This is a genomic window from Citrobacter sp. wls615 (genome assembly GCF_005281355.1).
Taxonomy (GTDB): domain Bacteria; phylum Pseudomonadota; class Gammaproteobacteria; order Enterobacterales; family Enterobacteriaceae; genus Citrobacter; species Citrobacter werkmanii.
Window position 1 is genome coordinate 66,358 of sequence record NZ_SZXM01000067.1, and the last position, 13,837, is coordinate 80,194.

Below are 13,837 nucleotides of genomic sequence, written 5' to 3' on the forward strand. Positions count from 1 at the left end.
CATGCTAACGCGATTCCGCTCAAAAAACAGCTACGAAAAGGGGGATAGAAAGGGGAATCAAGATTCCCCTTTTGTGGTTCGGTTGTAGGCCGGAAAGGCCTACAGAAGCAGGCCTTGGTGTAGGTTAAATGTCGATGTTCGCCGCTTTCAGGGCGTTTTCTTCGATAAACGCGCGGCGTGGTTCGACGGCATCGCCCATCAGGGTGGTGAACAGCTGGTCGGCGGCAATCGCATCCTTCACAGTAACGCGCAACATGCGACGGCTTTCCGGATCCATGGTGGTTTCCCACAGCTGTTCCGGGTTCATCTCGCCCAGACCTTTATAACGCTGGATAGCGAGACCGCGACGAGACTCTTTCTGCAGCCATTCCAGCGCCTGCTCAAAGCTGGCCACCGGTTGGCGGCGCTCGCCACGTTCGATAAACGCATCATCTTCGATCAGCCCGCGCAGCTTCTCACCGAGCGAACAAATACGATGGTACTCGCCACCGGTCACAAACTCATGCTCCAATGGATAGTCAGTATCGACACCGTGGGTACGCACCCGGATCACCGGTTCGAACAGGTTCAGTTCAGCGTCTTTACGCACGAAGCTGTTCCAGGTGCTGCCGTGCATTTCGTTTTCATTAAGCACGTTCACCAACTGGGAAACCCAGGCCGTAACTTTCGCTTCATCAGCAAGATCGCCTTCAGCCAGCGTCGGCTGATAAACCAGCTCTTTCAGCAGCGCTTTCGGGAAACGACGTTCCATACGGCCAATCATTTTCTGCGTCGCGTTGTATTCAGAAACCAGTTTTTCTAACGCTTCACCCGCCAGGGCTGGTGCGCTGGCATTGGTGTGCAGCGTGGCGCCATCCAGAGCGATAGAGATCTGGTATTGATCCATCGCTTCATCGTCTTTGATGTACTGTTCCTGCTTGCCTTTCTTCACTTTGTACAGCGGCGGCTGCGCAATGTATACATGGCCACGTTCAACAATTTCCGGCATCTGACGATAGAAGAAGGTCAACAGCAGCGTACGGATGTGCGAGCCGTCGACGTCAGCATCGGTCATGATGATGATGCTGTGATAGCGCAGTTTGTCCGGGTTGTACTCGTCACGACCGATACCACAGCCCAGCGCGGTGATCAGCGTTGCCACTTCCTGAGAGGAGAGCATTTTGTCGAAACGCGCTTTCTCGACGTTAAGGATTTTACCCTTCAGCGGCAGAATCGCCTGGTTCTTACGGTTACGCCCCTGCTTCGCAGAGCCGCCCGCGGAGTCCCCTTCCACCAGGTACAGTTCAGACAGCGCCGGGTCACGTTCCTGACAGTCTGCCAGCTTACCCGGCAGACCGGCTAAGTCCAGCGCGCCTTTACGACGGGTCATTTCACGCGCGCGACGTGCTGCTTCACGGGCACGGGCCGCATCGATAATCTTGCCGACGACGATTTTAGCGTCAGACGGATTTTCCAGCAGGTATTCGCTCAGCAGTTCGTTCATCTGCTGTTCAACCGCCGATTTCACCTCAGAGGAGACCAGTTTGTCTTTAGTCTGGGAGGAGAATTTCGGGTCCGGCACTTTCACGGAAACCACCGCAATCAGGCCTTCACGGGCATCGTCGCCGGTGGCGCTGACTTTGGCTTTTTTGCTGTAGCCTTCTTTGTCCATGTAGGCGTTCAGGGTACGGGTCATCGCCGCGCGGAAGCCGGCAAGGTGAGTACCGCCGTCACGCTGCGGAATGTTGTTGGTGAAGCAGTAGATGTTTTCCTGGAAACCGTCGTTCCACTGCAGAGCCACTTCAACGCCGATACCGTCTTTTTCGGTGGAGAAGTAGAAGATATTCGGGTGGATCGGCGTTTTGTTTTTGTTGAGATATTCAACAAACGCCTTGATGCCGCCTTCGTAATGGAAATGATCTTCTTTGCCGTCACGCTTGTCGCGCAGACGAATAGAGACACCGGAGTTCAGGAACGACAGTTCGCGCAGGCGCTTCGCCAGGATGTCGTATTCGAACTCGGTCACGTTAGTGAAGGTTTCATGGCTTGGCCAGAAACGCACCTGGGTCCCCGTCACTTCGGTTTCGCCCGTTACCGCCAGCGGCGCCTGCGGCACACCGTGCACATAAGTTTGCTGATGCACTTTGCCTTCACGACGAATCACCAGCTCCAGTTTCTGCGACAGGGCGTTAACGACGGAGACACCTACGCCGTGCAAACCACCGGAAACTTTATAGGAGTTATCATCGAATTTACCGCCTGCGTGCAGAACGGTCATGATAACTTCCGCCGCCGAAACGCCCTCTTCCGGATGAATACCGGTTGGGATACCACGGCCATCGTCAGTAACAGACACGGAGTTATCAGCGTGAATCGTTACCACGATATCTTTACAGTGACCCGCGAGCGCTTCGTCGATAGCGTTATCTACCACCTCGAATACCATGTGGTGCAGACCGGTGCCGTCATCCGTGTCGCCGATATACATACCCGGGCGCTTACGCACCGCATCCAGCCCTTTCAGGACTTTGATACTGGAGGAGTCATAAGAATTCGACATCAACGTTTCTCGCTCATTTTATCTTGGGTTAATCCGTTATTTTACCCTTTTCCACGGTAAACATCTTCGAATTTTCATCGGACATGTCTATAACGTGTTCAGCGCTGATTGCGCTGACAAAGACCTGTGATTGCGTGGCTTTTAAGCGGCTGGCCAGCAGCCCGCGACGCGCATCATCCAGTTCAGAGGCAAAATCATCTATCAGGTACAGGCAGCGCCGTCCGCTTTCACGGGTCAGGAACTCCCCTTGCGCCAGACGTAAGGCGCACATTAGCAGTTTTAGCTGCCCACGCGACAACGTGTCTTCTACCGGCGCACCGTCGGCACGAATGCGGAAATCCGCCTTATGCGGGCCGTGTGCGGTGTAGGTCAACATGCGATCGCGTTCAAAACTGCGTTCCAGCACCTCGGCATAATCTGTCTCCTTCTCCCAACCACGCTGGAAAGAGAACGAGAGAGAAAACTCGGGAAGAAACTGCTGGCAGGTATCCGCCATATCCTGCGCGATACCCGCGCTGTACTCCGCGCGCCAGGTGCTGATTTGTTCCGCCAGCGGGATAAGTTCTCTATCCCACGGGCGCAGTTGCTCATAACGACTCACCTGACGCAGTGCCGCATTGCGCTGCTTGAGCAGTCGCTTCAGGTTGCTCCAGGCGGTGAAAAATCCGGCTTCATTGTGAAAGCATCCCCAGTCAAGAAATGCTCTTCTGTATTTGGGGCCGCCGTTGAGTAAAGTAAACCCCTCTGGCGTGATCAGCTGCATCGGCATCAGGTGCGCCAGTTCAGCGACCTTGTGCCCGTCGGTGCCATCAATGCGCACTTTGCTGTCGCCCAGTTTGTCTTTCGTCAGACCAATCGACGTCTCACGCTCTTCTCCCTGCAAACGTCCGTGTAAAACAAACGACTCCTGCTCGTGGCGAATCACGCGGCCAATCTGCAAACTGCGAAACGCCCGGCCATGGCCGAGCGTATAGATGGCTTCCAGCACACTGGTTTTGCCGCTGCCGTTCGCGCCAACCAGGAAGTTAAAGCCAGGGGATAAAGCGAGATCCGCGCTTTCGATATTGCGAAAATCGCGGATCAACAGGCGGGTGAGCGACATTACAGTCTCATTGGCATAACAACATAGGCAGCCGACTGTGATGCGGCATCTTCAATCTGTACGCTCGATACGGAATCAGTCAGCAGAATACGCACGTTCTCGCACTTCAGCGCGTTCAGAACGTCCAGCACGTAGCTAACGTTAAAACCGATTTCCAGTTCAGTACCAGGATAGGAGACATCCAGAATTTCTTCTGCTTCTTCCTGCTCCGGGTTGTTGGCGGTGATCTTGAGCTGATTTTCGCTGACATACAGACGCACGCCGCGGAATTTCTCGTTCGAGAGGATCGCCGCACGGGCAAACGCCTGCTTGAGGATATCGCAACCGGCTTCCAGATGTTTGTCCGGATTTTTCGGCAATACGCGGCGATAATCCGGGAAACGGCCGTCTACCAGCTTGGAGGTAAAGATGAAATCCCCCACGTGCGCACGAATATTGTTGCTGCCAATCTGCACGCGCAGCGGGTTGTCACCGCCGTCGAGCATACGCATCAGTTCAATCACACCTTTACGCGGTACGATCACCGAATGACTGGGCAACGGCTGACCGACAGGCATTGAACAAACCGCCAGACGGTGACCGTCGGTCGCCACAGTACGCAGCTCTTCCCCTTCGGTTTCAAACAGCATGCCGTTTAAGTAGTAACGCACATCCTGATGCGCCATCGAAAACTGCGTGGCTTCAATCAGGCGCTTCATTGTGGCCTGTGGCAGAGTGAATTCGACTTCGCTCTGCCAGTCATCCAGATTAGGGAAGTCGGCAGCAGGAAGCGTGGACAGCGAGAAACGGCTGCGACCAGAGCGTACCAGCATGCGGTCGCCTTCCAGTTGAACGGCTATTTCCGCGCCTTCCGGCAACCCGCGGCAAATGTCGAAGAATTTACGTGCCGGAACGGTGGTCGCACCAGGTTCATGGGGCTGGATCAACGCCACGCGCGCCACCATCTCCATTTCGAGATCGGTACCGGTCAGAGAAAGCGCACCGTCAGCGACCTGCAGCAGCAGGTTTCCGAGGATCGGCAGTGTAGGACGTCCACCCAGCGGGCCGCTGACCTGCTGAAGCGGTTTTAATAAATGTTCACGTTCAACGGTAAATTTCATAGCGTCACGAAGATAATGTTCTGATTAAATTGGAGAAATCTTCTTTAATATCATGGCTTTCTTCACGCAACTGCTCAATCTTGCGGCAGGCATGAAGCACGGTAGTATGGTCACGCCCACCAAACGCGTCGCCAATTTCCGGCAGACTGTGGTTGGTGAGCTCTTTTGCCAGCGCCATCGCCATCTGGCGCGGACGAGCTACCGAGCGAGATCGACGCTTTGACAGCAGATCCGCAATTTTGATTTTGTAATACTCCGCCACCGTCTTCTGAATATTGTCGATGGTGACCAGCTTTTCCTGCAAAGCCAACAGATCGCGCAGCGCTTCGCGCACGAAATCGATGGTAATCGCCCGGCCGGTAAAATTGGCGTTGGCGATCACGCGGTTCAGTGCGCCTTCCAGTTCACGCACGTTAGAGCGTAGACGCTTGGCAATAAAGAACGCCACTTCCCCCGGCAGACGAATGTCGTTTTCGTCGGCTTTTTTCATCAGGATCGCCACGCGTGTTTCCAGCTCTGGCGGTTCGATCGCAACAGTCAGCCCCCAGCCGAAGCGGGATTTCAGTCGATCTTCAACACCATTGATCTCCTTCGGATAACGATCCGACGTCAGGATGATCTGCTGATTACCTTCCAGCAGGGCGTTGAAGGTGTGGAAGAATTCTTCCTGCGAGCGCTCTTTGTTGGCAAAGAACTGGATGTCATCGATCAGCAGCGCGTCGACGGAGCGGTAGTAGCGTTTAAACTCTTCGATCGCATTGTTTTGCAGAGCTTTAACCATGTCCTGCACAAAACGCTCGGAGTGCATATACACCACTTTCGCGTTCGGTTTACGCGCCATAATGCCGTTACCGACAGCATGCAACAGGTGGGTTTTACCCAGACCCGTACCACCATAAAGGAATAACGGATTGTAGGCGCCGCCAGGGTTGTCCGCCACCTGACGTGCCGCCGCGCGCGCCAGTTGGTTAGATTTACCTTCAACGAAGTTATCAAACGTATGTTTAACGTTGACGTTAGAGCGATAGGTAGGTTCTGCCGGAGCCGGGACGTTGTCCCAACCAGGGCGCGCCGCAGGAGCAGCACGTTGCGGTTGTACCTGTTGCGCCACATGGGCAGGCGCGACAACGTTATTTACCGGCGTCTTCAGCGTTTGCGTGACGGGTTTAGTTCCGACCTCAAAACGCAGCTGTGGGGCATCCGCTCCACAGAAGTTATTTAGTAATCCATTAATATTATTAAGGTATTTGTCCCTTACCCAATCGAGCACAAAACGGTTTGGCGCATACAAAGCCAGCGTGTTATCGCTCAGTTCCGCCTGCAACGGGCGTATCCACATACTGAATTCTGTGGCTGGTAACTCATCCTGCAATCGGGCAAGACACTGCTGCCAAAGCGAAAGTGACACGGCGGACTCCACTCGAACAAAAGTCGATAAATGACAAAGGCTGAAACATTCATGATTGTTGACGCACACCGACAAGACCCTATGCAAAGGGTGACGTGCGAATTGCTATCTGCAATTTTTCCCCGATCAGGATCCATTGAAACGATCGGGACCGCGGATCATAGCGTAAACTGAGAAAGAGATCTTCTGTTTCTCACAGATTCTTCCCGATTTATCCACAGGATGATCCAGAATCGGCTAAGTGTAAACGATCCTGGAGAAGTGCTGCAGGTTTTAGCGCGCATATTGAAAAAATTAATGAGTAAAGATGCTTTACTGCTTAAACGATCTAATAAAGATCCCGTGCGATCCTTGCGCTTTATCCACCAGCCCGTATAATTCTTACCCCCAGCGAGTAACGGTCGCCTTACGGCGTCAACGCTGCCTGTTTTTCACACAAAACCTTGTGGAAAAAAGCGGGAAATAAGGAAAGAGAATTGACTCCGGAGTGTACAATTATTACAATCCGGCCTCTTTAATCACCCACACTGTGGCGTAAGTCGTTCGAAACTCGTTCGGGTATACGCAAAAGTCAGTGAATTTATTCAAGTTTAGGTAGAAATCGCCATGAAACGCACTTTTCAACCGTCTGTACTGAAGCGCAACCGTTCTCACGGCTTCCGTGCTCGTATGGCTAATAAAAATGGTCGTCAGGTTCTGGCACGTCGTCGTGCTAAAGGCCGTTCTCGTCTGACCGTTTCTAAGTAATAAAAGCTAGCCCCTGAGTGGTTAAGCTCGCATTTCCCAGGGAGTTACGTTTGTTAACTCCCACTCATTTCACATTCGTCTTCCAGCAGCCACAACGGGCTGGCACGCCGCAAATCACCATCCTCGGCCGCCTGAATTCGCTGGGGCATCCCCGTATCGGTCTTACCGTCGCCAAGAAAAATGTTAAACGTGCGCATGAACGCAATCGGATTAAACGTCTGACGCGTGAAAGCTTCCGTTTACGTCAGCACGAACTTCCCGCAATGGATTTCGTGGTGGTGGCGAAAAAAGGGGTTGCTGACCTCGATAACCGTGCTCTCTCGGAAGCGTTGGAAAAATTATGGCGTCGCCATTGTCGCCTGGCTCGCGGGTCCTGATAGCCCTCATTCGGGTCTATCAACGCCTGATCAGTCCGCTGCTTGGGCCGCATTGCCGTTTCACTCCAACCTGTTCGAGCTACGGAATTGAGGCATTGCGCAGGTTTGGAGTGATAAAAGGCAGTTGGTTGACGGTGAAACGCGTATTAAAATGCCACCCTTTACACCCTGGTGGTGACGATCCCGTCCCGCCCGGACCATTTGATACCAGAGAACACTAACGATGGATTCGCAACGCAATCTTTTAGTCATCGCTTTGCTGTTCGTGTCTTTCATGATCTGGCAAGCCTGGGAGCAGGATAAAAACCCGCAACCTCAGGCCCAACAGACCACGCAGACAACGACCACCGCAGCGGGTAGCGCCGCAGACCAGGGCGTACCGGCCAGTGGCCAGGGGAAACTGATTACGGTTAAGACTGACGTGCTTGATCTGACCATCAACACCCGTGGTGGTGATGTGGAACAGGCTTCGCTGCCAGCTTACCCGAAAGAACTTGGTTCTACCGAACCGTTCCAGTTACTGGAAACTACGCCACAGTTCATCTACCAGGCACAGAGTGGCCTGACCGGTCGTGACGGCCCGGATAACCCGGCTAACGGCCCACGTCCGCTGTACAACGTCGAAAAAGACGCATTTGTACTGGCAGACGGTCAGAACGAACTGCAGATCCCGATGACCTATACTGACGCAGCGGGTAACACGTTCACTAAAACGTTTGTCCTCAAGCGTGGTGAATATGCTGTCAACGTTAACTACAGCGTGCAGAACGCCGGCGAGAAACCGCTGGAAATCTCCACCTTTGGTCAGCTGAAGCAATCCATCAATCTGCCATCTCATCGCGACACCGGTAGCAGCAACTTTGCGCTGCACACCTTCCGTGGCGCGGCCTACTCCACGCCGGATGAGAAGTATGAGAAATACAAATTCGACACCATTGCTGAAAACGAAAACCTGAACGTCAACGCTAAAGACGGTTGGGTCGCAATGCTGCAACAGTATTTCGCAACGGCATGGGTTCCGCGTAACGACGGTACCAACAACTTCTATACCGCTAACCTGGGTAACGGCATTGCCGCTATCGGCTATAAATCACAGCCGGTACTGGTACAGCCAGGCCAGACTGGTGCGATGACCAGCACCCTGTGGGTCGGCCCGGAAATTCAGGATAAAATGGCGGCCGTTGCACCGCACCTGGATCTGACCGTGGATTACGGCTGGTTGTGGTTCATCTCTCAGCCGCTGTTTAAACTGCTGAAATGGATCCATAGCTTCCTGGGTAACTGGGGCTTCTCCATCATCGTTATCACCTTTATCGTTCGTGGCATCATGTACCCGCTGACCAAAGCGCAGTACACCTCCATGGCGAAGATGCGTATGCTGCAGCCGAAGATTCAGGCTATGCGTGAGCGTCTGGGCGATGACAAACAGCGTCAGAGCCAGGAAATGATGGCCCTGTACAAAGCTGAGAAGGTTAACCCGCTGGGCGGCTGCTTCCCGCTGATCATCCAGATGCCAATCTTCCTGGCGTTGTACTACATGCTGATGGGCTCCATTGAACTGCGCCATGCGCCGTTCGCGCTGTGGATCCATGACCTGTCTGCACAGGACCCGTACTACATTCTGCCGATCCTGATGGGCGTGACGATGTTCTTCATTCAGAAGATGTCTCCTACCACCGTGACCGACCCGATGCAGCAGAAGATCATGACCTTTATGCCGGTCATCTTCACCGTGTTCTTCCTGTGGTTCCCGTCAGGTCTGGTGCTGTACTATATCGTCAGCAACCTGGTAACCATTATTCAGCAGCAGCTGATTTACCGTGGTCTGGAGAAGCGTGGGCTGCATAGCCGCGAGAAGAAAAACTCCTGATTCGGTGTAGGCCGGATTAGGCGAAGCCGCCATCCGGCAAACGGAACATAACGTAAAGGGCGGTCATTAGACCGCCTTTTTTATTGCATCACAAAGAGACATATCATGAGCCATAACGACACCATCGTCGCTCAGGCCACCCCTCCGGGACGCGGTGGCGTGGGTATCCTGCGTATCTCTGGTCTGAAAGCGCGTGACATTGCGCAAGAGGTGCTGGGCAAGCTGCCAAAGCCGCGCTATGCCGACTACCTGCCGTTTAAAGACGTTGACGGCAGCGCGCTGGATCAGGGTATTGCGCTGTGGTTCCCCGGCCCGAACTCCTTCACCGGTGAAGATGTGCTGGAGCTACAAGGGCACGGCGGTCCGGTGATCCTGGACCTGCTGTTAAAACGTATCCTGACGCTTCCAGGCGTGCGCATTGCCCGACCGGGCGAGTTCTCCGAGCGAGCGTTCCTCAACGATAAGCTCGATTTAGCCCAGGCCGAGGCGATTGCCGACCTGATCGATGCCAGCTCGGAGCAAGCGGCTCGCTCAGCGCTGAACTCGTTGCAAGGCGCCTTTTCCGCACGGGTAAATCATCTTGTGGAAGCGCTCACTCACTTGCGCATCTACGTGGAAGCGGCGATTGATTTCCCGGATGAAGAAATCGACTTCCTGTCTGACGGCAAGATTGAAGCGCAGCTCAATAGCGTTATCAGCAACCTTGATGCTGTACGTGCCGAAGCGCGTCAGGGCAGCCTGCTGCGCGAAGGGATGAAGGTGGTGATTGCTGGTCGCCCGAACGCCGGGAAATCAAGCCTGCTAAACGCGCTGGCAGGCCGCGAAGCGGCTATTGTCACCGACATCGCCGGTACCACCCGCGACGTCCTGCGCGAGCATATCCATATCGACGGCATGCCGCTGCACATCATCGACACCGCCGGTCTGCGCGACGCTAACGATGAAGTGGAACGCATTGGGATCGAGCGCGCGTGGCAGGAAATTGAGCAGGCCGACCGCGTGCTGTTTATGGTTGATGGCACCACCACTGACGCTACCGACCCGGCGGAGATCTGGCCGGACTTTATTGCCCGTCTGCCAGCCAAACTACCTATTACCGTGGTGCGTAACAAAGCGGATATTACCGGTGAAACGCTGGGTCTTAGCGAAGTAAATGGCCACTCACTGGTTCGTCTCTCCGCACGTACCGGGGAAGGTGTTGATGTGCTGCGCAACCATCTCAAGCAGAGCATGGGCTTTGAAACCAATATGGAAGGCGGCTTCCTGGCGCGTCGTCGTCACCTACAGGCGCTGGCAGAAGCGGCGGAGCATCTCGAGCAGGGCAAAGCTCAACTGCTCGGAGCATGGGCCGGGGAACTACTGGCAGAGGAGCTACGTCTGGCGCAGCAAAACCTCAGTGAGATCACCGGTGAATTTACCTCCGACGATCTGCTGGGACGGATTTTCTCCAGCTTCTGTATCGGTAAGTAACCTTGTGTTGCCCGGTAGCGCGATGCTAACCGGGCCTACAGGCCCCGTAGGCCGGAGAAGGCGTTTACGCCGCCACCCGGCAACAACAATGATTTCCCATGTGGAAATCACTGTTGTCCAAATGGCAACTCGTGCAGTTGACTCTCTGCCCGTATGCTTAGCGCCACATTCCTCATGAGGTCGCTATGACACGCTTTCTAATCTGCAGTTTCGCCCTGGTTCTTCTTTATCCTGCCGGTATTGATATGTATCTGGTGGGGCTGCCCCGCATTGCGGCCGATCTACAGGCCAGCGAGGCGCAACTGCATATTGCGTTTTCGGTTTATCTGGCGGGAATGGCGACGGCGATGCTTTTCGCCGGTAAAATTGCCGACCAGTCAGGCCGCAAACCGGTCGCCATAGTCGGCGCACTCATCTTTATTTTCGCCTCTGCGCTATGTTCTTTCGCCGAGAGCGGTACGCCGTTCCTGGTAGGCCGCTTTATTCAGGGAGTGGGCGCTGGCGGCTGCTATGTGGTGGCTTTCGCTATTCTGCGCGATACGCTCGACGATCGCCGCCGCGCAAAAGTGCTGTCGCTGTTGAACGGAATCACCTGTATCGTACCGGTGCTGGCTCCGGTCATGGGGCATCTGATTATGCTCAAGTATCCGTGGCAAAGCCTGTTCTACACGATGATGGGTATGGGTGTAGTCGTATGCCTGCTGTCGGTATTTATCCTGCGAGAATCGCGCCCAGCGACCCTCACGACGTCTACACCAAAGAACCACACCAACGAGTCTTTGGTGAACCGTTTTTTCTTAAGCCGCCTGGCCATAACCACCCTCAGTGTGTCGGTGATCCTGACCTTCGTGAATACCTCTCCGGTGCTGCTGATGGAAGTGATGGGCTTCGACCGTGGTGAATACGCCACGACGATGGCTATGACCGCAGGCATCAGTATGGCGGTCTCTTTCTCGACGCCGTTCGCCCTCAGTGTATTCAAGCCTCGCGTTCTGATGCTGACTTCACAGGCGTTATTTCTGGCAGCGGGCGTAGTGTTAACCCTTGCCGCCTCACACGCAGTAACGCTGTTTGGGCTGACTTTAATCTGCGCCGGGTTCTCGGTTGGTTTTGGTGTCGCCATGAGTCAGGCGCTGGGACCGTTCTCGCTGCGTGCAGGAGTTGCCAGCTCGGCGTTAGGTATTGCACAGGTTTGCGGTTCATCACTATGGATTTGGCTGGCAGCGGTCCTCGGCCTTGATGCGCTGAATATGCTGATCGGGATTCTGATTGGCTGTAGCATAGTGAGTATCATGCTGATTATCACTGTTGCCCCCAACCGGTCCGCGCCAACTCATGAAGAAATCCCTCAGCAGTCTCGATCTTAATTTGTTGCTCTGCCTGCAGTTATTGATGCAGGAACGCAGCGTGACCAAAACCGCCAAACGGATGAACGTCACGCCGTCGGCGGTCAGTAAGTCGCTGTCGAAACTGCGGACCTGGTTTGACGACCCGTTGTTTGTAAACACCCCGCTGGGACTTACGCCGACGCCGTTAATGGTCAGCATGGAGCAGAATCTGGCAGAGTGGATGCAGATGAGCAATCAATTGCTGGATAAGCCGCACCATGAGGCTCCGCGCGGGTTGAAGTTTGATCTGGTGGCCGAAACGCCGTTGGTCATGATCATGTTTAACGCCCTCTCCCGGCAAATCTATCAGCGTTATCCCCAGGCGACGATCAAAATACGCAACTGGGACTATGATTCGCTGGATGCGATTATTCGCGGCGAGGTGGATATCGGCTTCACCGGCCGCGAAAGCCATCCGCGTTCGCGAGAACTGCTGAGCCTACTGCCGTTGTCGATCGACCATGAAGTGTTGTTTTCCGATCTCCCTTGCGTCTGGCTACGTGAAGATCATCCAGCATTGCAGGAAGAGTGGAGTCTGGATACATTTCTGCGCTATCCCCACATCAGTATTAGCTGGGAGCAAAGCGATACCTGGGCGCTGGACGATGTGCTTCAGGAGATGGGGCGCACACGCAATATCGCGTTATGCCTGCCAGGTTTTGAGCAGTCGCTGTTTATGGCCGCCCAGCCGGATCATGCGCTGATAGCCACAGCGCCGGTCTATTGTCAGCGTTATAACCAACTCCACCAGCTTCCGCTGGTGGCGCGTCCTATGCCATTTGATGCTGCGCAGTTAGAGAAAATGCGCGTACCGTTCACCCTCCTTTGGCATAAACGTAACAGCCATAATCCGAAGATCGTCTGGCTGAAAGAAACGATCAAGGCGCTGTATCGCGATATGTCCTGACGATCCGCCGCCACAGTGTTGCTTAAATGACCATTCTGGCAACAGAAATGTAAATGTCGCGTAATGTATCCCGTTTCCGTTTATTTTTTAACCCGTAAAACCTGCCTGAACGCCGTGTAAATGTTACTCTGGTTATAATCACGGACCATTAATCACGGAGCGAAAAATGGCGACACATTTTGCCAGAGGGATTCTTACGGAGGGACACCTGGTTTCAGTTCGTCTCCCTACTCCATATCACATTGAAGCAAGTAATCTACCCGCTCACCGTCGAACACGCTTCCTGGCCTCCCGAAGTCTTCTCGCAGAACTAATGTTCATGCTTTACGGCACCAGCACGTTGCCTGAGATTGTTACTGAGGCGAAAGGTAAGCCCGTTTTTCGCGATAAAAACCTGCCGGGATTTTCGATTTCTTATGCCGGAAATATTGTTGGCGTTGCACTGACAACAGAAGGTGTTTGCGGCCTGGATATGGAGCTTCAGCGAGCGACACGCGGTTTTCACAATCCGAATTCAACACAAACCTGGCGCTTCTCCAGTAACGAAAATCTGTGGATCAATAACCAAAACGACCCTAACGAAGCGCGTGCGCAGCTCATTACGTTGCGCCAGAGCGTTCTCAAACTCACTGGCGATGTGTGTAATGACGATCCGCGCGAACTCCAGCTTTTACCCGGCGCAGGGCGTCTGAAATGTGCCCATGTTGCGCAGGTTGAAGCCATTTGCGATGCGGAAGATGTGCTGGTGTGGTCGGTTGCGGTTACGCCAACCATTGAAAAACTCAAGGTTTGGGAGTTTGATGGTAAACAGGACTGGAAAAGTTTGCCTGATATCCAGACTCGCGCCAATGAGCCAACGGGTCGCCTGATCCGGTTCTCTCAATTATGCGCAGCGAAAAGCCATACGCTTAACTGATTTAACCTTCATG

At 54.0% G+C, this 13,837-nt stretch carries 12 protein-coding genes; 8 read left to right on the forward strand and 4 right to left on the reverse strand.

Annotated features, from left to right (window positions below; genetic code table 11):
• Positions 1 to 124: 124 nt before the first annotated feature.
• The 4 genes from gyrB to dnaA are packed head-to-tail and all read right to left on the reverse strand — an operon-like array spanning position 125 to position 6,149.
• Complete coding sequence (gene gyrB / locus FDX04_RS18825; protein WP_137361465.1) at positions 125 to 2,539, reverse strand: DNA topoisomerase (ATP-hydrolyzing) subunit B; 2,415 nt, start codon at positions 2,537 to 2,539, stop codon at positions 125 to 127.
• A gap of 28 nt (positions 2,540 to 2,567) precedes the next feature.
• On the reverse strand, positions 2,568 to 3,641 hold the full coding sequence (gene recF, locus FDX04_RS18830; protein WP_038635725.1) for a DNA replication/repair protein RecF: 1,074 nt from the start codon (positions 3,639 to 3,641) through the stop codon (positions 2,568 to 2,570).
• Positions 3,641 to 4,741 carry a DNA polymerase III subunit beta gene (gene dnaN / locus FDX04_RS18835; RefSeq protein WP_005121477.1) on the reverse strand — a complete coding sequence of 367 codons (1,101 nt, stop codon included), beginning with the start codon at positions 4,739 to 4,741 and terminating at the stop codon, positions 3,641 to 3,643. The genes recF and dnaN overlap by 1 nt, the downstream gene beginning before the upstream one ends.
• Before the next feature lie 4 nt (positions 4,742 to 4,745).
• Positions 4,746 to 6,149: a chromosomal replication initiator protein DnaA gene (dnaA, locus tag FDX04_RS18840; protein WP_003827078.1), complete on the reverse strand. Its 1,404-nt coding sequence runs from the start codon at positions 6,147 to 6,149 to the stop codon at positions 4,746 to 4,748.
• Between the two features lie 606 nt (positions 6,150 to 6,755).
• Here dnaA and rpmH point away from each other — a divergent pair.
• The 8 genes from rpmH to FDX04_RS18880 all read left to right on the forward strand — a co-directional run bounded on the left by rpmH (position 6,756) and on the right by FDX04_RS18880 (position 13,824).
• Complete coding sequence (rpmH, locus tag FDX04_RS18845) at positions 6,756 to 6,896, forward strand: 50S ribosomal protein L34 (RefSeq protein ID WP_003023858.1); 141 nt, start codon at positions 6,756 to 6,758, stop codon at positions 6,894 to 6,896.
• 17 nt (positions 6,897 to 6,913) lie between these two features.
• Positions 6,914 to 7,273 (forward strand): ribonuclease P protein component, encoded by a 360-nt coding sequence (rnpA, locus tag FDX04_RS18850; RefSeq protein WP_003844432.1) that lies wholly within the window; start codon positions 6,914 to 6,916, stop codon positions 7,271 to 7,273.
• Positions 7,237 to 7,494: a membrane protein insertion efficiency factor YidD gene (gene yidD / locus FDX04_RS18855; protein ID WP_003023846.1), complete on the forward strand. Its 258-nt coding sequence runs from the start codon at positions 7,237 to 7,239 to the stop codon at positions 7,492 to 7,494. The genes rnpA and yidD overlap by 37 nt, the downstream gene beginning before the upstream one ends.
• Positions 7,495 to 7,496: 2 nt before the next feature.
• A complete protein-coding gene (yidC, locus tag FDX04_RS18860) occupies positions 7,497 to 9,143 on the forward strand; it encodes a membrane protein insertase YidC (protein WP_006687746.1) in 1,647 nt (548 codons plus the stop codon).
• A gap of 105 nt (positions 9,144 to 9,248) precedes the next feature.
• A complete protein-coding gene (gene mnmE / locus FDX04_RS18865; protein WP_137371339.1) occupies positions 9,249 to 10,613 on the forward strand; it encodes a tRNA uridine-5-carboxymethylaminomethyl(34) synthesis GTPase MnmE in 1,365 nt (454 codons plus the stop codon).
• A 185-nt stretch (positions 10,614 to 10,798) separates the two neighbouring features.
• Complete coding sequence (locus FDX04_RS18870; RefSeq protein ID WP_137361467.1) at positions 10,799 to 11,980, forward strand: MFS transporter; 1,182 nt, start codon at positions 10,799 to 10,801, stop codon at positions 11,978 to 11,980.
• A complete protein-coding gene (yidZ, locus tag FDX04_RS18875; protein ID WP_042311429.1) occupies positions 11,949 to 12,908 on the forward strand; it encodes an HTH-type transcriptional regulator YidZ in 960 nt (319 codons plus the stop codon). Before FDX04_RS18870 ends, yidZ begins: the two co-directional genes overlap by 32 nt.
• A 166-nt stretch (positions 12,909 to 13,074) precedes the next feature.
• On the forward strand, positions 13,075 to 13,824 hold the full coding sequence (locus FDX04_RS18880) for a 4'-phosphopantetheinyl transferase superfamily protein (RefSeq protein ID WP_042311427.1): 750 nt from the start codon (positions 13,075 to 13,077) through the stop codon (positions 13,822 to 13,824).
• The last annotated feature ends 13 nt before the right edge of the window (positions 13,825 to 13,837 follow it).

Excerpts from the sequence above, each read along its gene's own strand:
- yidD (WP_003023846.1), top strand. The coding sequence starts at position 7,237 with ATGGCGTCGCCATTGTCGCCTGGCTCGCGGGTCCTGATAGCCCTCATT.
- gyrB (WP_137361465.1), bottom strand. The coding sequence starts at position 2,539 with ATGTCGAATTCTTATGACTCCTCCAGTATCAAAGTCCTGAAAGGGCTG.
- yidC (WP_006687746.1), top strand. The coding sequence starts at position 7,497 with ATGGATTCGCAACGCAATCTTTTAGTCATCGCTTTGCTGTTCGTGTCT.
- rpmH (WP_003023858.1), top strand. The coding sequence starts at position 6,756 with ATGAAACGCACTTTTCAACCGTCTGTACTGAAGCGCAACCGTTCTCAC.
- recF (WP_038635725.1), bottom strand. The coding sequence starts at position 3,641 with ATGTCGCTCACCCGCCTGTTGATCCGCGATTTTCGCAATATCGAAAGC.
- dnaN (WP_005121477.1), bottom strand. The coding sequence starts at position 4,741 with ATGAAATTTACCGTTGAACGTGAACATTTATTAAAACCGCTTCAGCAG.
- FDX04_RS18870 (WP_137361467.1), top strand. The coding sequence starts at position 10,799 with ATGACACGCTTTCTAATCTGCAGTTTCGCCCTGGTTCTTCTTTATCCT.
- FDX04_RS18880 (WP_042311427.1), top strand. The coding sequence starts at position 13,075 with ATGGCGACACATTTTGCCAGAGGGATTCTTACGGAGGGACACCTGGTT.
- mnmE (WP_137371339.1), top strand. The coding sequence starts at position 9,249 with ATGAGCCATAACGACACCATCGTCGCTCAGGCCACCCCTCCGGGACGC.
- yidZ (WP_042311429.1), top strand. The coding sequence starts at position 11,949 with ATGAAGAAATCCCTCAGCAGTCTCGATCTTAATTTGTTGCTCTGCCTG.